Origin of the sequence: Oceanirhabdus seepicola (assembly GCF_023684385.1) — a bacterium.
Classification (GTDB): Bacteria; Bacillota; Clostridia; order Clostridiales; family Clostridiaceae; genus Oceanirhabdus; species Oceanirhabdus seepicola.
The window spans coordinates 1,215,412-1,235,466 of sequence record NZ_JAGSOJ010000001.1 but is presented as its reverse complement, the minus strand read 5'-3'; the positions used below and the strand labels follow the sequence as shown (position 1 = coordinate 1,235,466).

The following is a 20,055-nucleotide window of genomic DNA, read 5'->3' as shown; positions in this document are numbered from 1 at the left end:
AGTTATGGACTTGTATAAATTAAAATTTGAGTTAAAATCCTTTAAAGTTATGTAATTATCAAATCTACTATGAAATTTTATGTTCTATGTGTTGATTTCGGATATGAGTATCAATCTTATAGAAAACTTAAAATTTTGCATGGAAAATAAAACTTAGTTCCTACGTATTTTTTAATAAGGAATAAGCTATTTATTAAAAATTTGCATAACAATAACAACCTAATAAGGTTTATAAAAATTACATTTATAACACTTTAAAAATCCGGAAAATTTAATCAAAATGAAAAATAAAGAAGATATTCTAACTAAATGATTTTATTTCGTAGGTTTTAATGAAAAGTTGTACACCTTAATAATATAATTTTAAAAAACTTAATATGAAGTTAAACAAAGGCTTGTTCAACTTATGTTCTGTGTATTATATCATGTATTTAGAATTAATGCAAGTTTTAAAACTGAAAAAATATGCTTGAAGAGGGTAAGGGGGATATTTAAAAAATAGAGAGCCAATATATGTATAGCGTGTGTAATATTTTGTAAATTATGTTATGATAAGTGTTGTATAAAACTATAATCTAATAAACAATCGTAATTAATAGTAAATTAAGATTATTTATTAGACTGATAGGAGGGAAAGTAAATGATATGTTTGGAGACAGAACATCTTATACTTAGAAATTATAGAATTGAGGACTTCAACGACATATATGACTACTTCAGCAATGAAGAAGTAGCAAGGTATGAAGATTTTTATCCTATGTCAGAAGATGAGGTTAAAGAACTGATTAAAGAATGGCAGGATAAAGACAGTAGACTCGTTGTCGAACTTAAGGATAAACATGTTGTTATAGGAAGTATAGGATATTTTGTGGACGAAGACGATGATTATTCTATGGATTTTGATTTTAATCCTGATTATGGGAAGAAGGGGTATGCGACAGAAGCAGGCAAAAAACTTTTAGAACACCTATTTAATACAGTTGATGTGAAAGAAGTATATGGCGACTGTGACATAAATAATGAGAATTCGTGGAAACTGCTTGAAAGATTAGGATTCAAAAGAATAAGACAGATTGATGATGAGTCTTATAAAGAAGATATGGAAGGCAATGAAATTATAATCAGCATTTATTTGTATAAAATCGAAAAAAATAATTATTCCCTTAAGTTATAAAATGTTTGAGTTTAATCCAAAGTATTTCAATTCATAATCTTCTTATATTGAGCATTATAGGTGGACAATCCCATCTATAATTTTTTTTGCTATATTTCAAATTATATTAAAACATAGCCTTACATTTAAATCATCAACATTCTAAAGTTTCATTTACTTTAGAAAATATGATCTGTTAAAAAAATGCACGATGAAGACACTCAAAATATAAATATCTTTTATTTAGTGCTATTTTTCTTTAAGAAACAACCAAAGAGTTGTTTTGGTTGAGTTCATGTGTTGAGAAATAAGATGTAAAATAATAATATAATCTCTATTAAAGGTTATTTGATATTATATATTGCATTATATTGTATCTGATGTTATAATACATATATAATAAATATTTATTACATAAATGGTAAAATTAATCTAATAGAAAGAGTAATTATATTTAAAATGGGGTGACTATATGTTTACGTGGTTTTCGCTTATTAATATTTCCTTAGCTTTATTATTATTTATTTTTACAGTTGTAATTTTTGTTAGAAATATTTTAATTGGAAAAAATGGTACTGATAGTGGAATTATAAATTTAGGCTTTATTGCTGTAATTTTAATAGGAATGTTTTGTTCTTTATCAGTATTATTAGGTCAAGTATCCATAGATAGTTTGGAAGCATTACTTAGAATTGGGCAATCTACAAATATAGAAGAAGTTGAAGCAATAAACAATATTGTAAAAGTTAAAAATGGTAATATCATTTCACTAATAATTGGTTATGGTTCGTTAGTTGGGGATTATTTTATATTAAAATTTATAAAAAAGATGAATATAAAAGAGTGTAAAAAGGTGAAAAATCGCTGGGATTGGAGTAGAGTTAAGTAGTATACTCTAAATCTTGAATAATTAATAATAAGGGGAACAATTCATAAACTATATGAATTGTTCCCTTATTATTAATCATATGGTTTATTTTAGAAAATTTATATTGACACCTGTGACTATAATAGTTATAATTATTTTAGTCACAGGTGTCGAAAAAAGTGATATTTAATACTTATATACGAGGAAGGAAATGATGAATGCCTAAAATAGTTGATTCGCAAGCACTTAGGATTGAGATAATAAAAAAAGCCTTTAATGTTTTTGTTGAAAAAGGTTACTACAAAGCAAGCATGACTGATATAACTGAAAGTTGTAATATGAAGCGTACAACAATGTATCATTATTTTAAAAACAAGGATGAAATATTTGAAAATACTGTGTATTATCTTATTGAAACTATCGAAAAAGACATTAAGGCTATTGATGATAATTCTGAAATGGCATTAATTAATAAAATAAAATATCTTAATAATAAATGGCATGAAGAATTCGACAATAATAACATAGTATTACTTCTTATTGAGATTTGGATTGCAATAAAACGAGAAGAAGGAGAAATGTTTGAAAGAATTAATAAAAGAATAAAAACATTACATCATTCTATTAATCAAATTGCTTTACAAAGCGCTAAGGATAAAGTTAATTGCAAAAAAGAAAGGCTAGAGCTCATACACTACTCTAGTATTATGTTTATTATTAAGCAAGTTTCTGAGGGAAAGGGCTTTAATAATGAAAATATTATATCTGCTATATCATCACTTTAATTATTAAAAATGAGTAGCTTGAAAGTTATAAAGTCAACAACCGTAGTTGCATCGAAACATAGGTTTCTTTATCCAGACGCATGAAACAAGCCTTTTTATTAATTTTTAAATAGATTATGTTTTCAAACTATTAATTATATTGATCATTAGTTTATTATGATTTGTATTTTAAAGGAGGAGAAGTACTATGAAATCAACAAAAAAATTATTAAGCAAGGTGGTTCTTAAGGAAGGAATTAAATATCTTGAAAAAGATCCAATTAATAATATTTCAAAGTTAGCTGATTGGGCTGGAAAGATACCAATGCTAGATGCAACAAGAAAACAATACGAGGCAATTGTAAAAGTTTGGGAAGATGAAGACAGTAATTGGCATACTTTTATTGAAAATTTAATGACTGAAATTCATCCAAACATAAGAAAAACAATTTTAATGAATTTCGCGATTAATGCTGGAATAGAAGGTTTAAGAAAAATAGACGAGAGTAAGAAAAAATATGATTGTAATGTGCCTTGGGCAATACTAATGGATCCGACTTCAGCATGTAACCTTAATTGCATAGGGTGTTGGGCAGCGGAATATGAGAAAAATGATTCAATGGATTATGATACATTAAGTAGTGTAATCAAGCAAGGTAAAGAACTTGGTACTCATATGTATATTTTCTCAGGTGGAGAGCCTCTTGTTAGAAGACATGATATAATCAAACTTGCAAAAGAACATAACGACTGTGTATTCTTAGCATTTACAAATGGAACACTTTTTGATGAAGAGTATGCTAAACAACTCCAAGAAGTTGGAAATGTTACATTTGCAATTAGTATAGAAGGTTTTGAAGAAGATACTGATATGAGAAGAGGAAAAGGTACATATAAGAAAGTAATTGATGGAATGGATCTTTTAAGAGACCATGGCATACCATTTGGTTTCTCTTCATGTTATCACAGTAAGAATGAAGAAACAATTTCATCAGAAGAATATATAGATTTTATGATAGAAAAAGGTTGCTATTTTGGATGGTTCTTTACATATATGCCACTTGGAAAAGATGCAGTACCAGAACTTTTAGCAACACCAGAGCAAAGAAAGCATATGTACTATAAAATACGTGAATATAGAAAAACAAAACCGTTATTTACAATGGACTTTTGGAATGATGGAGAATATGTTAATGGATGTATTGCTGGAGGTAGAAATTATCTTCATATCAATGCTAATGGTGATGTAGAACCATGCGCATTCATACATTATTCAACTGCTAACATTAAAGAAGTAAGTCTTATAGAAGCACTTCAACAACCTTTATTCCAACAATATAGAAAACATCAACCATTTAATGAAAATATGCTTAGACCTTGTCCTTTACTAGATAATCCAGAAATGCTTAAGAAAATGGTACAGGAATCAGGGGCAAAATCAACACAACCAATGGATAGAGAAGATGTAGTTGATCTTACAAATAAGACTATTGAAGCTTCTAAAGAATGGGCACCAGTTGCAGAAGAACTTTGGGAAGAATCACATTTATGTATGACATGTAGTAATTGCAAATAAGAAAGATACTACTCAATAAAATTTGAAATAGGTGGACATGCTATAATTAGTTAACAGGACGTAAAATTATTGAGATTGCAGCACTTGCTAAAAAATGCGAAGTTCAAATATAAATAAATTTGAACTTCGTATTTTTATATCTTATAATGTAAAATATGACATAAATGTTTTATTGCTCCTTGAAAAGATGGGTGGATCATTTTAATTTAGAAACGCAGTAAAAACAAGGGGTATAAAGCTAAGACAATATTTTAATAATAAAATATTGTCTTAATGTAAATAGTTACATTAAGTGTAGCTTACAGGAGGATTATAAACTTTGATACGTGATAAATATATAAATTCAATTTTATTGGCTTTACGTATTTTGCCAATTATAAGTATTATAATTATTGCTATTCTAATAAGTTGCTATTGGGGGGAAATAACTGTTGAGGAAATGTTAAACTATGTTCCTAAAAGTTATTTTTTAGCGGCAATCACAATTATTGGGATGTATATGGTTAAATCATTAAGTGTTGTATTTCCCTTAATGGCACTTTATATTAGTTCAGGGATGATATTTTCTCCCTTGTGGGGAGTACTTATCAATCTACTTGGACTGTTTGTCTGTGTATCTATACCTTATTGGTTAGGTAGATTTTGTGGTAAAGGTTTATTAGATAGACTGATTATAAAATATAAAAATGTAGGAAAGCTTCAAACTATTAAATCAAAACATGAATGGTTTATCTCATATATATTGAGAATGATTGGGATATTACCTGGAGATGTTGTCAGTATGTCTCTAGGGGCAATGGGAATCAGCTATAAAAAGTATGTTTTAGGTTCAATAGTAGGCTTATTACCTAGGATGATTGCTGCAACTTTTTTAGGAACAACCATTACAGACCCAACATCCCCAATATTCATTGCTTCATGTATAATGACTATTCTACTTTCTATAGGGTCCTTTTTTGTCCATCAAAAATTTATGAAAGAAGATAATTAGAGAAGAAATTTAAAGCTTCAGAGTATGAAAAAAAGTATAAGTATATTTAAAAATAAACTACTTTATATAGAAGTTAGACTAAGATGGAGAAATAAATAATAGGGACAGTTAATAATATTTTATGAACTGTCCCTATTATAATGATGAATATCTCTTAATGCGGTTTTAAAATCAGCAGAGAATAAAACCATCAAATATATCTATTATAAAATTACGCCTAATATTAAAAATTAAATAAAGTGGAAATTTGACAGGTAAGCTTACGAAATTCGTATGCGTAAAACTCTGCTGAGTATTATAAAATTAATATGTATTTTTAAAGTGGTGATCTTTGTATAATAATATTAATTTTATACCAGATATTGTTTCTAAAACTATAAGTGAATATTCATTTAATTAATAATAACATAGTATTAAAACTAAATCAAATCATATTAAACGATAACCAGTATTTATAACATAATATTTATTTAAATATACAGTATGTTTTTTATGAAATATCTAATATTAATATATATACATCTAAATCTATATACAAAAAGAAGGGTATTAGGTATGAAAATGAGTGTAAAGAAATTAACAGTTTGTATAACGGTTCTTTTTTTATTGGTAAATACGAAATTTTCAGTAAAAGCTTCAGATGAAAGTGATTTCGTTAATAAACCAAGTATAAATAGCTATAATGTGACAATAAAACAGGACCTTCTAGCTTTAATGTTAGCTTATCCTGAGTACATTGAAGATATAGAATGTGATGATAATGGAATGGTATATCTATTAATGAAATCAGGTGAAAAAATTCTTTATGATGATAAGAAGGAAAAGAATTATGATGAAAAATTAGCTGACCCAGATTTACAGGATATGATGGAACAAAGGTATACTTTAGAAGCGATCACTGAATTAATGGATGAAAATTTTGACCCAGGTCGGTTTAGGGTATATAGCTTATTGAGTGAAGTTTATGGTGGGTCAAAGGAGCAGATTGAATCTAATCTAAAGAATGCAAATATAGGATATAGATATTATCAATTCAATGGTAATAATAAAGCTGCAGAAAATCTAGAAGCTGTTATGAAAGAAATTAAATCTCTTTCGGAACAAAGAAAGGATATTTATTCTTACGTTTTTCCTGCCAATGGCACATATAACTACCGTTATATTTCAGGAACTAATAGATTAAGTCCACATTCATTTGGAATTGCTATTGATCTAAAGCGTGATAATAGAGATTATTGGAAATGGACTTCTAGGGAAGAGGGAGAAAAAAGATTAGTTTCGTTTCCTAAGGAAGTTGTTGAAATATTTGAAAAACATAATTTCATCTGGGGAGGTAAATGGTCGCATTTTGATATTTTACACTTTGAGTATCGACCTGAAATTATTTTAAAAGCCAGATATTTTGGTGACAAATACAAGAATGGGGAAGCTTGGTACAATGGTGCGCCAATTGAAGAAGATATCGTAAAAGACTATATTGAGAAAATCAATAAAGCTTTTGAATCTAAAAAGGAATTAACCACTAATACTAATTTCAATGAAGATGTTGCTAATTACATAAATCAAATTTTTAAAAACAGAAATAAAGCTATATTAAATAGAGATTTGGAGGGTATAGAATCTTTTTATGATACAAAAACCAAATATGGAGTTTGGGCATACGAATATGAAAAAAAGAAGGTAAATTATATTCATAATTGGGAACAAAAACAAGGGGTAAAGTTTAATGATATATCTTCTATAGTAATGATTAAAAAGATTAAAGGAAATGAAGAAAAATATACAGTCTCATTAGTATGTTCAACAGAGTATAAGTATGTTTATGAAAATCTGAGAGAAGTAAATAAAGCTAGAATAGGAACTACTCATTTTATGAATATAATGAAGAAGGACGATAAATGGGTAATTACAAAGGAATGGTATAAGGACCCCTTTGCAGATTCTCTGAATTTAGAAAATTTAAAAGGTAATTCAATAAAAGAATTTATAACTTCTCAAAGTTCAAGAGATTTTTCAGATATAGGGGAACGAAGGCAAAATGCTGTTGAGTACGCTCGGAGATATTGTGGTGCTGCAAGTGAAGAAAAATACGGTTTTAAGTATAATAAAGAATATAGAAATTATAATCCTAAAGGTGGAGATTGTGCAAACTTTGCTTCTCAAGTTTTATTTGAGGGAGGAAAGTTTTCTAAAAATCGTGCTTGGAATTATAATAAAGGTGGAGCTACTGGAGCATGGCTAAATTCAGGAAAGTTTAAAAACTATATGATTTACAATGGTAGAGCATCATTAATAGCATATGGAGATTATGAGAAAGTATATAAAGCAGCATATAAACTATTGCCTGGAGATTTTGTAGCATATGAAAAGAAAGGTAAAGTTACTCATATATCTGTTGTAACTGGAGCTGATTCCAAAGGTTATTCTTTAGTTACTTGTCACAATACAGATAGAGACAATGTCCCATGGGATCTTGGGTGGAACAATAAGAAAATTAAATTTTGGCTTGTTCGTGTAAATTATTAATATAATATATAGATAAACTCTTGGATATTAGGTCCAAGAGTTTATTTACACCTTTATAAGAAAGTAATTATAAAGATATTATTGGCTTTGAATATAGAAATTATTAAAGTAAAGGTGTCATGTTATAATTTCCGTCAAGTACATATAATGAAGGGTAAGAAAATTGAATGTTATGGAATTTCCATTTATTTTCTTCTTTTACTGCTAAAGCTTCAAATCTAAATTCCCACAAAGACTCTTCACCAAATGATAATTCTTTGAAGGCATAAGCAATTTGTTTTTGTACTTCTAATAGCTTGTCTGTACCTTTCCCTTCTTTTTGTAAAGTTTCTTTAATATTATTCCACTCTTTTGAGAGTAATTCATCTGAGGTTGAAGCTTTCTTTAAAAGACCACATGAAACAATAGATGCTGTATCTCCTTCAATACTTATAATTGATTCGTTAATATTAAGTTTCATTTCATCCCATTTTTCTCTCTGTTGTAATATCATTTTTTCAATGTTTTCACTACCTATAGCAGCTGGATTCTCATTAGGGTCTACTACATATATATCATCATAGGATAAAAACATATTCTTTATAGTATCTTTTACATTGGCGGTTTTACATAAATATTTAATTTGTAAGCCATTAAGAAGTTCAATAATAGTTTCTCTGGATTCGCCACTATACTTTTTGTTAAATTTAATCATTCTCTCTTTTACTTCGTTATAATACTTCAATGAATCAACATTATCTCTATCTATTCTCCATTCAGGGTAACTTGACATAGGTGTTGAGAAGTGTAGTTTGTTAATAAACCACTTATCGTTTTTCTTAATTAGTCCACCTGATAATCTTACAGGCAAAGGGACGTTAAGTCCTTTTTTCCCGTGTGAGGAGTCTATTAAACAGGCTAATTTTAAATTCATCATTGCCAACTTTGACATTAACTTATAGTTTATATAACGTCCTTCTTTTTCAAAATAATCTGCTACTAAGTCTTCACACCATTCATCAAAATCTTCAGGAGTATCCCAAGTTAGAGTGCAATCAGCTAAAAACCAAGCAGTACTGTCTTTAGAATTAATTTTAGAATTCTCAGAATCAACAACAATATCTCCCCAAAATTTCCAATCGCTTTCAAGTAACTCTCTTAGCTCATTAAGACCAAAACACCATTCACTACGAGAAGTTCCTACAGTTATTATTCTATCATCATTGATAAATAAGTCATTCATATAATTATCTAGATTGTCCACATTTCTATTTGTATATCCCTCTTGAAATCTCCTTAAGACATCCTTTATGTCGATTATATCCTCAGGTTTCACTAATATTTTTCGTGTCATATGAAATACCTCCAATAATAATTTTGATACAAATAAAGGTTATATAGCAATAAAAATAGTGAGAACGGTTATAAAAGAATGCGATTTTTATTGTTTGCCTTATTTGTAATATTTTAGTACATAGTCATATATTATCATATCTCAAGAATAAGTGTTGCTCAAGAACAGTTATTAATCAAATTAGCTCTGTACCTTCATATCTCATAAGTATCACTTCACTCTATAAATCAAGGTTAATTATAGTTCTACCTTAGTGGCTTCCTTGTTCTAAATCTATTATTAGTCATTATAAAAACTCCCTCGTAAAATAGTTTGATTCAAAACTATTTATGATGATAAAATAGTTTTATGTCAAACTATTTTCTTGCGAATTGATTAATAGTTTATATAATATTATAATTAAGTAAGGCATGTAAAAATAATAGATAGAAACAGGAGTTACATTATGAATGATAAATATATAGTATATTTTATAAGTAAAACTAAGAAAAAAATGATTAATTTTATTGAAAAAAAATTGAAGGAAAAAGGATTGAATGATCTAGTGCCTTCATATGGAAATATTCTTACAGTATTGTACGATAATGATGGAAAACTAACTATGAAGGAAATAGGGGAATTAATAGGGAAAGACAAGTCTACTGTTACAGTATTGGTAAACAAGTTATCAAAATTAGGATATGTAAAAAAGGAAAAGAGTAAAGAAGATAGACGAGTAACATACGTTAAAACTACTGAAAAAAGTATAGAAATTGAAGAAAAATTTAATGATATTTCTAAAGAAGTTTATTTAACAGCATATAAAGATTTTTCTGTAGAAGAAAAGGAAGTATTACTGAAGTTATTAAAGAAGCTTAATAATAACTTTGATTTAGAGTAATAATTATTAAAGATATTTGTATTTTATAAAATATAATATAAATTTAAGTAGGCACTGTATTATAAAATAATACAGTGCCTACTGGAGTACGTAATAATCTTACTATCGCCGTTATAGATAGATAAATTCATCTATAATAACAATTAGTTCAACTAAGTAAGATACAAAAAGCACCGTACTTAATCTTAGTATAACCTCTCATCATAGAATATCTATAATGAAAAATCTTATCATCGATACCATATAAGCAATATAACCTATATAATATCTTTGATGGATTTACAAAAAACTCTATTGAGCTACTGTAAATCTTAACTAGATTACTACTTATCCAATAATAGTTTAACCAATAATAAAGAAAATATTTATGATATTAAATAATTTTTTTAAATAAATCACGTTTATTTTATCTAAACTTTGAAGTTATTGTTAATAAGCCTCCATAGTTGTTGCTCATTTACTATTTACGATTATAATGGTATAAGGCACATTCAAAAAATAAACTAGTCATCTTACTCGTCCTTTTGAGTATTTTCGTCGTTACTCAATCACTTACATACAGTCAGTATGCTCGTTATTGAGTGCCTAGAAAATACTCAAAATTACTTCGCAATCTGACTTGTTTATTTTTTTCATGTACCTAAGATATAATTTGAATTCTGTATAGGATATTTAGAAAACAAAAGAGTGGTATTTTATTATGCCATATGGAGGTGGTTGTGATTAAAATAATGAAAGATTGTATAAGAATATTTCTAATTACACTTAGAGAGATGTTTATTTTTGTAGCTAGTTTGTTTTTATTGTTTTTTTACATAATTTTTATTAGAACTGGAGAGTATTTTTTAGTGGATGCAGTAATTTGTATTCCCTTAATAGCAATGGTAATTTCAAATATTTTTGTTATGTTGAAGTATAAGAAACATATCAGAAAAGCATCAATAATAGGTGCTGTAATTGGTTTAATAATAATTATTGGTGCTAATGAGATGGTGTGCATGCAATATACTAACTTTTCATCAGAAAAGTGGAAGAAGAGTCAAACTATTAGGCATTTTATGATAGACGACCTAACAAAAAATTATTTGAAAGAGAATATGAGTGCAACGGAAGTAGAGAATCTTCTAGGTGAATATTCTTTTACAAGATATAAAAACGAGGGAGATTTAGAACAAACTATTTCATACTACTATTCCTATTATGGATATCATGAACGCTTATCTAATGATTTATATTTAAATATTTATTTTAATTCAGAAAATAAAATAGTGCGTTGGGAATTTTACGAAGAACCTGCACTATGGAATTAAAAGAGGGGTAGTAACTAGAGTATAATTATAATTGGCAATACATAAACGGAAGTGGGGATACCCACTTCCGTTTATATACATTTTTTTATGGTAGCCACAGGGGCTTTACTTTTGATTGATTTAGTTATGACATTCATGGTGATCACAGGAATCACCAGAATCAGAAATAATGCCTTCTAGCCATTTGAGTGCAACAGTCTTAAGATCGCCTGAACATCCGCGTACTACTTCAATTCCAGCGTTGTTTAACACACGTACTGCACCAGCACCCATATTACCTGCAAGCATAATTGTTACACCAATATCTGATAAAGTTTGTGCGATATTTGATTTACAACCACAGCCTTCTGGTGATGAAATCTTTTCTTCAGAAATTATGTTCTTGTTATCTTTGTCAACTGTAAAAACAGTAAAGTATTCACAATGACCAAAATGATCGTCTATACGATTCTCTCGAGATGGTAATGCAATTTTCATATAATTATTCCCCCTAAAAAATAGTTAAATTAGCATAATACACTTATGTAATTATTGGCATATGCTCTTTTATATAAAATAATATAGAAGTATAAGATATATGTCAAGAGTTAAACAAATGGTTTAATTATTTTGATGCTTCTTTATAAAAGGCATGGCATAGAAAACTATGTGGTTTTATTGTACTACATATAATATTTATCGTTTTACGATAAAAATATATTGAAACGTGATAAATGACGTGTTATTATATAGGTATATAAGGGGGGATAGCATGAATCAACAACAATTAGCATATTGGTTAAAAATCATTATTATTGGTATGGCATTATGTGGAGTAATAATTTATGCCTGGATGGTACCTTATTTTGGAATGAGCATTGTCTCTTATCATCCTGAATTTTTATCCTGGTTTTGGCCTTGGATGATACTTATACTCATTACTGCTATTCCATGTTACTTAGTGCTTTACAACGGTTGGCAGATTGCTGTTTCTATTGCCAATGATCAATCGTTTACACAAAGTAATGCAAAAATCCTAAAACGGATTTCTCATCTAGCAATGATTGATGCAATGTTTTTCTTTGCCATGAATTGTCTATATTTATTCATTGGAATGAACCATCCAGGTGTTTTAATTGCTTCGTTATTCATTGTGTTTACCGGTGTTGCTTTTTCAGTAGTAACAGCTGCAATTTCGCATTTAGTTAGTAAGGCAAGTGATATTCGAGAAGAGAATGAGTGGACAATATGAGGTGATAAAATGGCAATAATCGTAAACGTAGATGTTATGTTAGCAAAGCGAAAAATGAGTGTAACTGAATTGTCAGAGCGTATTGGAATTACGATTGCTAATGTATCAATTCTTAAAAATAATAAGGCAAAAGCTATTAAATTTTCTACACTTGAAAAGATATGTGAAGTATTAGAATGTCAACCAGGTGATTTATTAGTGTATGAACCTGAGGACGTATTATAAATAACTCAAATAAAAAAAGCTAGAACAGGAGGATAATATTTTATATGAAAATTAAGTTTATACTACCTGCTTTAGAAGAAGCAAAAAGTCCCTTTTGGAGACCAATTAAGTATTCTCTTTTTCCACCACTGGGATTGGCAACACTTGCTTCGTTGTGTGATGAGTCCGATGAAATTGAAATTGTTGATGAGCACATACAAGAAGTTATACTAGATGATGAACCAGATTTAGTATGTATTGAAACGTATATAACGAATTCACATAGAGCATATAAAATAGCAGATCACTATAGGTCTAATGGGATAAAGGTTGCAATAGGTGGAGTGCATGCGACATCAATGCCAACAGAGGCAAAGATGCATGCAGATACAGTGTTAATTGGACTTGGGGAAAGTAGCTTTCCTAAGTTTTTGAAAGACCTAAGGGAAGGTAAAGAGTTAGATTATTATAATCAAGGAGCAGTCTCTTTTGACTATTTGCCACTACCAAGAAGAGATTTAATAAAAAGCGAAAAATACCTTGTACCAAATTCAATGGTTTTCTCTAGAGGATGTCCGAATCGGTGTTCTTTTTGTTATATAAGCTCTTTTTATAAAGGTGGAAAATCATTTTATACCTACAAAATAGATAGGATTCTTGAAGAAATTGATAGTATGAAAGGAAGACATTTATATTTTTTAGATGATAATTTATTTGCAGATAAAAAACTATCAAGAGAATTATTTAGAGAGATGAAAGGTATGAATAAGTTTTTCCAAGGTGCAATTACAGTAGATTCTGTCTTGGATGATGATACGATTGAACTAGCTTATGAAGCGGGTTTCAGAAGTGCATTTATTGGATTTGAAAGTATTAATCAAGATAATATAAGGCTAACAAATAAACGATCGAATTTAGTAGATAATTATAGGCGAGCAATTAAGCGACTTGATCAGCTAGGCATAATGATAAATGGTAGTTTTATATTTGGATTAGACAAAGATAATTTAGATGTGTTCGATAGAACTACTCAATGGGCAATAAATAGCGGTATTACAACAGCTACAAATCATATATTGACACCATATCCAGGAACTGCACTATTTGAAAAAATGAAAGAAGAAGGAAGAATACTTACAGAAGAATGGAAATTATATGATACAAGGCATCTTGTTTTTTCTCATCCCAAAATCTCAAAAGAGCAGATGGAAGTGGGTTATAAAAGAGCCTATAATAATTTTTATAAATGGGGTAATATTATTAAGTCATCAAGTGAACATGAGCATTTGAAAATGAAATTGAAACATTTTACTTACGCTGGAGCATGGAAGAAATTTGAGCCAGTATGGAATTTCATTATAAAAAATGAACAGTTATCAAAAACAAGAAGTGCTCTTGTGAAAACGTTGAAATAAAAAATCGCATTTATAATTACTTATATGGATATAAAGGTATTTTTGGAAAATCTACAAAAGAATCCTGCTCAGTATTTGAAATCTTACAAATCTACCACATTACAAAATGAGGTACTATAATAGATAGACAAGTTAAGAAATCTATATACTGGAGAGTGAAAGAATGAAAAAAAAGATTAGTTTAATTATACTTTCAATAATGATTGTGATAGTTGGAGTGTTTGCTTTTATTCCTCAATCAAGAATGATGGCATATTCTGTTTTTATTAATTCAAAAGAAATAACTGAGTTTAGAGTAGATGGAGAAATGCTCTTTATGAATGGTGAAATAAATAGCAAGACTCCTAAACAGCTAAAAAAGGTTGTTTCAGAAAATCCTCAAATAACCACTATTGTTATGCTTGAAGTTCCTGGGTCTAATGATGATGAAGCGAACTTCCCAATGTGTAGTTGGATTCGTGAGCAAGGGTTAAATACACACTTAACAAAAGAAAGCCTAGTTGCTTCTGGTGGAAGTGATTTTTTCCTTGCGGGAAATGAAAGAACCATGGAACAGGGGGCAAAGATAGGAGTTCATTCATGGAGTGATACTAGCGGTACTGAAGCCAAAGATCTTCCAAAGGATCATCCAGATCATGAAATGAACAGAAAATATATAGAAGATATGTTAGGGAAAGATGATTTCTACTGGTACACAATTTATGCAGCACCAGCAAATGATATATATTTTATGACAGAAGAAGAAATATTAAAATACAACATGGTAACTCAACCTATAGAGAATCCATAGTTAAACTTTATTTATACATACTCAAAATCCCAGTGTTTCTATGAGTTTTGAGTGTGCATAAATTTAGTTTTAACTTGGAATCTCTATAATAAAGAATGATTAGAAAGTATATTATGTTATTGAATAACAGAGATTAATGTTTGGTAAGATAGATGGTTTAAAAAAATGGGACTGTAGTAGATTTGTGTAAACACAAATCTACTACAGTCCCTGAATTATATACTTTGTTCTGCTAAGGTAAGATTTTTATCTGGGTTATCATTTACCATATTTCTTATCCATTTAAATGACTTAAATCTTCTTATGATAAAGAACACTTTTGTAATTTCTTCAACGGCTGTAAAGGCAACAACAAAATACACAGGTAGATGAAGTATAAAAGCAGCTACAAAGGCTAGAGGGATACCTATAAACCAAAGTGTGAATCCTTGAAGTATAGAACCATAAGTAGCATCACCACCCCCTCTAAGTATTCCTACTAGCATCACCGCATTATAAACCTTAACAACCATAACAATTGAATATACATATAGTATATAAGTTGAAGCTATTTTAACTTCATCTGATACATTAAAGAAAGAAATTATAGGCTTGGCCAACATGAAAAGTAAAACACCTAAAACTATAGATATTAATATAGATAATGTAGATATTCTTTTAGAGGACTCTATAGCAACATCCGTTCTATTAGCACCAATTTCATTTCCTATTATGACTACTGCACCATAAGCAAGACCAAAAGTAAATATCATAAATAAGTTCATTACAGTTGAACATATTTGAATCGATGCAGCGGCACGAGTACCTATTCTTGCGTAAATTGCAATGTATGTTACATTACCAAGTCCCCAACAAGCTTCATTTAAAACTATTGGTATAGTCACAGTTGATAATGTTTTAGTTAGTTTTTTAGATAATCCCCTTAAATCACTCAGTTTTATGTTTAATACTTTATCTTTAAAATAAACACCAAATAATATTATTATACACTCGCATGTTCTTGCAATAAGAGTTGCTATTGCAGCACCTTCAGTTTTAAGTTCAGGCATTCCGAAATTTCCAAATATAAGAGCATAGTTTAACACTCCATTAACAATAAGGCCTACTAAACTTGCAAACATAGGTAATTTAGTATTTTCAATACTTCTAAGAGCAGAAGCAAAAGTAAAAGTAATCCCTGTAAATATATAACTTATAACTGTTATTTTCATATATTCACTACCAATAGCCACAACAGATGTATCTTTATTAAAGAGTGCCATTATTTTTTCTGGCATTATAAGACCTACAAAGACAAAAAATACTGATATAAGTAAACATACAGTTAAAGATTTACTTAAAACCTTTCTTATATTATCCTTATCTTTTTTGCCCCAAAGCTGTGCAATTAGTACTCCACAACCACTACTTACACCTAGTATAAATAAAGTGAATAAAAAGTAGTATTGATTTGCAATACCCACAGATGCAAGCTCGGTTTCTCCAACTTTACCTATCATCATGGTGTCTAGCATATTAAGTGATGATGCTATTAAGTTTTGTAAAATTATTGGCAAGGTTATTATAAATAAATTCTTATAACATTTTTTATTGTTACTATAGTCTTTGATTAAATTAAATGACATATAAAAACTCCTTTCGTAAAATCAATATATCAATGAATTAGTAAGCTAATTAATTGCAAAAAAATATAGAACATCCACTTTGAGTTTTTTTGAAGTGGATGTTCTACACTTAGATATTTTTTAATATCTATATATTTAAATTTTAATCATTATTTATCCGATAAATTCATTTATAATAATAAGCAAAAAAGTATACTTTGTCAATAATAAAATTAAGCTATATATGTGGTTTTTGAATTGAATAATCTAAAATATTGATTTTATTCGCTGTAATAATTTGTTCTATCTGAAGAAGGATTTTTGAATCTTTTCATCGGAACATTGAATATTTGATTAACCATCAGTATAAATAAAAGTATTGAACACGTGTGCAATATGTGATATCATTTAGATATAATAAAGTTAAAGAAGGAATATTTATGAGTATTACAATAAAAGATATAGCTAAATTAGCGAATGTTTCACATACTACTGTTTCAAGAGCACTTAATAATAGTCCACTTGTAAATGATGAAACAAAGACAAAAATAAAAGAAATTGCTAAACAATATAACTACATACCTAATTATAATGCTAGAAGCTTAAAATTAGATAAATCGTATAACATAGGATTGTTTTTTACATCATTAGGAAAAGGGACTTCTTCAAGTTTCTTTCATAAAGCTGTTATTGGTGTGAACAAGGTTATTAAAGATAATTATAATTTAGTAATAAGAGGTGTGGAAGATTATAATGATTATAGTTTAATTAATGCCAAGCATTTTGATGGAATAATATTAGTTAGTCAAAGTGAAAAAGATAATGATTTTATAGTACATTCCCAAAAAAATAATATACCAATTGTTGTTGTTAATAGATTAGTAGAATTTAAAGATGTAAGTTGTTTTCTATCAGATGATAGAGTAGGAGCATACAAAGTAGTGGATTATCTTATTCAAGAGGGTCATGAAAAAATAGCGTTTATTAAAGGTAAGGAAGGTTATTTAAATACTGAAGAGAGAGAAAAAGGGTACTTACAGGCTTTAATAGATAACAATATTAGTATAATTAAATCTTATATTGCAAATGGAGAATATAGTTTAAATAGCGGTTATAATGGAATGAAAAAAATCTTAGAAAATGAAGATAAACCTACAGTGGTTTTTTGTTCTAATGATGATATGGCTGTTGGAGCGATTAAAGCTATTGAAGAAGAAGGACTATCAGTTCCAGAAGATATTTCAGTTGTAGGATTTGATGAAAGTGAGTTTTCTAAATTCACATCACCAGAATTAACTACAGTAAGACGTTATATAGAAAAAATATCTGAAGAAGGTACTAAGAAATTACTAAAAATAATCGACTCAGATAAAGATCATAAAGAAATTACATATATTAATTCAGAATTAATTATTAGAAAATCTGTTGAAAAAATTAAAAGCTTTATATAAAGCTTTCAATTTTTAAAAGTATTGCACACGTGAACAATAACTGATTTGTTCGTTTGAAGTATATAAATGGTGAAATAAAAATAAGGGGGATAAGATTGTGATTGGGAAAATTAAAACTATAAATAAAATTATAGATACTGGTGTTGTTGCTGTTGTAAGAGCTGAAAATAGTGAACAAGCTGAGAAAGTTTCAAGAGCTTGCATTAATGGAGGTGTTTCTGCCATTGAAATCACATATACAGTACCTGGAGCTACTGAAGTTATTAGTTCGTTAAAAGACACTTTTTCAGATGAAGAGTTAATTGTTGGTGCTGGAACCGTACTAGATTCAGAAACTGCAAGAACAGCGATTCTAGCAGGAGCACAGTATATTGTAAGTCCTTCCTTCGACTTAGATACTTGTAAGCTTTGTAATAGATATCAAATACCTTATATGCCAGGGTGTATGACTATTACAGAAATGGTAACAGCTATGGAAGCTGGAGCTGATATTATTAAAGTTTTTCCTGGAAGCGCTTTTGGACCTAGTTTTATAAAAGCAATAAAAGGACCTTTACCTCATGCTGTTTTAATGCCTACTGGAGGAGTAAGCTTAGAGAATGTTGATGAATGGATAAAAAATGGTTGTGTTGCTGTAGGCGTGGGTGGAAAGTTAACAGCAGGTGCGAAAAATGGAAACTATAAATTAATTACTGAAACTGCAAAAAAGTTTGTTGAAAAAGTTAAAGAAGCTAGAAATGATTAGGAATACATTAGACTTAGGATAAGCTTTTTATTTTAAAGATTATGCACACGTGAACAATGAAAATAAAATAGTAATGTTTCAAACTCGCAGTTTCAATTTTTATTTTTGAAATTTATGCACACGTGAACAATGAAAAATGAAACAGTTCTGATATTCAATAGATAAAGGAGGAAATTAAAATGAGCAAAAAAGTAGTTACTATGGGAGAAATTATGTTAAGACTTTCTACTCCTGGATATGAAAGATTTACACAAGCAAAAATCTTTGATGTAGTATATGGGGGTGGTGAAGCGAATGTTGCGGTATCTTTAGCTAACTATGGCTTTAATTCATATTTTGTTTCAAAACTTCCAGCGAATCCGATTGGACAGAGTGCAGTAAATCATTTGAAAAGATTTGGTGTTACTACAGATTATATATCCAGAGGAGGGGAGAGAGTAGGATTATACTTCTTAGAAACAGGAGCTTCAATGAGACCTTCAAAAGTTGTATATGATAGAGCAAATTCAGCGATAGCAGAAGCTGATATATTAGACTTTGATTTTGATGAAATTTTCAAAGATGCACAATGGTTCCATTTTTCAGGTATAACACCTGCTCTTAGTGAAAAAGCTGCAATATTGACAGAAGAAGCTCTAAAAGCAGCAAAAAGACACGGTGTTACAGTATCAGTTGACTTAAACTACAGAAAGAAATTATGGACGCCAGAAAGAGCGAAAGAAGTTATGACTAATCTAATGCAATATGTAGATGTATGTATTGGTAATGAAGAAGATGCAGAGAAGGTACTTGGATTCAAGCCTGGTAAAACAGATGTTACTAAAGGTGAGTTAGAGCTTGATGGTTATAAGGATATATTTAGACAAATGAAAGAGCAATTTGATTTTAAATACGTAGTAACAACTTTAAGAGAGAGCTATTCAGCTTCGGATAATGGGTGGTCAGCTTTAATATATGACGGTAATGAATTCTACCACTCAAGAAAATATGATGTAAGAATAGTAGATAGAGTTGGTGGAGGAGACTCATTTGCAGGTGGACTTATTTATGGATTATTAAATACTGAGAAGGATTTTAAAGAAGCACTAGAGTTTGCAGTAGCGGCATCAGCACTTAAACACACTATAAAAGGAGACTTTAATTTAGTAACTGTAGATGAAGTTGAAACACTGGTAAATGGTGATGCTTCAGGAAGAGTACAAAGATAAGGTGAG

The 20,055-nt window shown here is 29.1% G+C and carries 18 protein-coding genes and 1 pseudogene; 16 read left to right on the top strand and 3 right to left on the bottom strand.

Going from position 1 to position 20,055, the window contains the following annotated elements:
• Positions 1-640: 640 nt before the first annotated feature.
• The 7 genes and pseudogenes from KDK92_RS05420 (at position 641) to KDK92_RS05390 (ending at position 7,878) form a co-directional block, all read left to right on the top strand.
• A complete protein-coding gene (locus KDK92_RS05420) occupies positions 641-1,174 on the top strand; it encodes a GNAT family N-acetyltransferase (protein WP_250858098.1) in 534 nt (177 codons plus the stop codon).
• A gap of 451 nt (positions 1,175-1,625) precedes the next feature.
• Positions 1,626-2,042 (top strand): hypothetical protein, encoded by a 417-nt coding sequence (locus KDK92_RS05415; protein WP_250858097.1) that lies wholly within the window; start codon positions 1,626-1,628, stop codon positions 2,040-2,042.
• 197 nt (positions 2,043-2,239) lie between these two features.
• Positions 2,240-2,806, top strand: a complete 567-nt coding sequence (locus KDK92_RS05410) for a TetR/AcrR family transcriptional regulator (RefSeq protein ID WP_250858095.1) — start codon at positions 2,240-2,242, stop codon at positions 2,804-2,806.
• 187 nt (positions 2,807-2,993) lie between these two features.
• Complete coding sequence (locus KDK92_RS05405) at positions 2,994-4,361, top strand: radical SAM/SPASM domain-containing protein (protein WP_250858093.1); 1,368 nt, start codon at positions 2,994-2,996, stop codon at positions 4,359-4,361.
• A gap of 319 nt (positions 4,362-4,680) precedes the next feature.
• The gene (locus KDK92_RS05400) at positions 4,681-5,352 is read left to right on the top strand and encodes a TVP38/TMEM64 family protein (RefSeq protein WP_250858092.1); all 672 of its coding nucleotides are present in this window, start codon (positions 4,681-4,683) and stop codon (positions 5,350-5,352) included.
• A gap of 555 nt (positions 5,353-5,907) precedes the next feature.
• A pseudogene (locus KDK92_RS05395) lies at positions 5,908-6,855 on the top strand (M15 family metallopeptidase); the annotation flags it as partial.
• Positions 6,838-7,878, top strand: a complete 1,041-nt coding sequence (locus KDK92_RS05390; protein WP_250858623.1) for an amidase domain-containing protein — start codon at positions 6,838-6,840, stop codon at positions 7,876-7,878. The pseudogene KDK92_RS05395 and the gene KDK92_RS05390, both read left to right, overlap by 18 nt.
• A 103-nt stretch (positions 7,879-7,981) precedes the next feature.
• On the opposite strand, the gene KDK92_RS05385 is transcribed toward KDK92_RS05390, so the two are convergent.
• A complete protein-coding gene (locus tag KDK92_RS05385; protein WP_250858091.1) occupies positions 7,982-9,211 on the bottom strand; it encodes a nuclear transport factor 2 family protein in 1,230 nt (409 codons plus the stop codon).
• A 445-nt stretch (positions 9,212-9,656) separates the two neighbouring features.
• On the opposite strand from KDK92_RS05385, the gene KDK92_RS05380 reads away from it, so the two are divergent.
• Positions 9,657-10,091, top strand: a complete 435-nt coding sequence (locus KDK92_RS05380) for a MarR family winged helix-turn-helix transcriptional regulator (protein ID WP_250858089.1) — start codon at positions 9,657-9,659, stop codon at positions 10,089-10,091.
• Positions 10,092-10,810: 719 nt separating this feature from the next.
• The gene (locus tag KDK92_RS05375; protein WP_250858087.1) at positions 10,811-11,401 is read left to right on the top strand and encodes a hypothetical protein; all 591 of its coding nucleotides are present in this window, start codon (positions 10,811-10,813) and stop codon (positions 11,399-11,401) included.
• 120 nt (positions 11,402-11,521) lie between these two features.
• Here the strand turns inward: KDK92_RS05375 and KDK92_RS05370 are convergent, their stop codons facing one another.
• On the bottom strand, positions 11,522-11,878 hold the full coding sequence (locus KDK92_RS05370) for a NifB/NifX family molybdenum-iron cluster-binding protein (protein ID WP_250858085.1): 357 nt from the start codon (positions 11,876-11,878) through the stop codon (positions 11,522-11,524).
• A gap of 274 nt (positions 11,879-12,152) precedes the next feature.
• Between KDK92_RS05370 and KDK92_RS05365 the strand changes: the two genes are divergently transcribed.
• The 4 genes from KDK92_RS05365 to KDK92_RS05350 all read left to right on the top strand — a co-directional run bounded on the left by KDK92_RS05365 (position 12,153) and on the right by KDK92_RS05350 (position 15,041).
• Positions 12,153-12,632, top strand: coding sequence for a DUF2975 domain-containing protein (locus KDK92_RS05365; protein ID WP_250858083.1), 480 nt, complete (start codon positions 12,153-12,155; stop codon positions 12,630-12,632).
• Between the two features lie 9 nt (positions 12,633-12,641).
• Positions 12,642-12,857: a helix-turn-helix domain-containing protein gene (locus KDK92_RS05360; protein ID WP_250858081.1), complete on the top strand. Its 216-nt coding sequence runs from the start codon at positions 12,642-12,644 to the stop codon at positions 12,855-12,857.
• 44 nt (positions 12,858-12,901) lie between these two features.
• Positions 12,902-14,251, top strand: a complete 1,350-nt coding sequence (locus KDK92_RS05355; protein WP_250858080.1) for a B12-binding domain-containing radical SAM protein — start codon at positions 12,902-12,904, stop codon at positions 14,249-14,251.
• A 163-nt stretch (positions 14,252-14,414) separates the two neighbouring features.
• Positions 14,415-15,041 carry a COG3904 family protein gene (locus tag KDK92_RS05350; protein ID WP_250858079.1) on the top strand — a complete coding sequence of 209 codons (627 nt, stop codon included), beginning with the start codon at positions 14,415-14,417 and terminating at the stop codon, positions 15,039-15,041.
• A gap of 215 nt (positions 15,042-15,256) precedes the next feature.
• On the opposite strand, the gene KDK92_RS05345 is transcribed toward KDK92_RS05350, so the two are convergent.
• The gene (locus KDK92_RS05345; RefSeq protein ID WP_250858077.1) at positions 15,257-16,666 is read right to left on the bottom strand and encodes an MATE family efflux transporter; all 1,410 of its coding nucleotides are present in this window, start codon (positions 16,664-16,666) and stop codon (positions 15,257-15,259) included.
• Between the two features lie 419 nt (positions 16,667-17,085).
• Between KDK92_RS05345 and KDK92_RS05340 the strand changes: the two genes are divergently transcribed.
• The 3 genes from KDK92_RS05340 (at position 17,086) to KDK92_RS05330 (ending at position 20,049) form a co-directional block, all read left to right on the top strand.
• A complete protein-coding gene (locus KDK92_RS05340; RefSeq protein WP_250858075.1) occupies positions 17,086-18,096 on the top strand; it encodes a LacI family DNA-binding transcriptional regulator in 1,011 nt (336 codons plus the stop codon).
• A 97-nt stretch (positions 18,097-18,193) separates the two neighbouring features.
• Positions 18,194-18,841 carry a bifunctional 4-hydroxy-2-oxoglutarate aldolase/2-dehydro-3-deoxy-phosphogluconate aldolase gene (locus KDK92_RS05335; RefSeq protein WP_250858073.1) on the top strand — a complete coding sequence of 216 codons (648 nt, stop codon included), beginning with the start codon at positions 18,194-18,196 and terminating at the stop codon, positions 18,839-18,841.
• A gap of 179 nt (positions 18,842-19,020) precedes the next feature.
• Positions 19,021-20,049, top strand: a complete 1,029-nt coding sequence (locus KDK92_RS05330; RefSeq protein WP_250858071.1) for a sugar kinase — start codon at positions 19,021-19,023, stop codon at positions 20,047-20,049.
• Positions 20,050-20,055 lie beyond the last annotated feature (6 nt).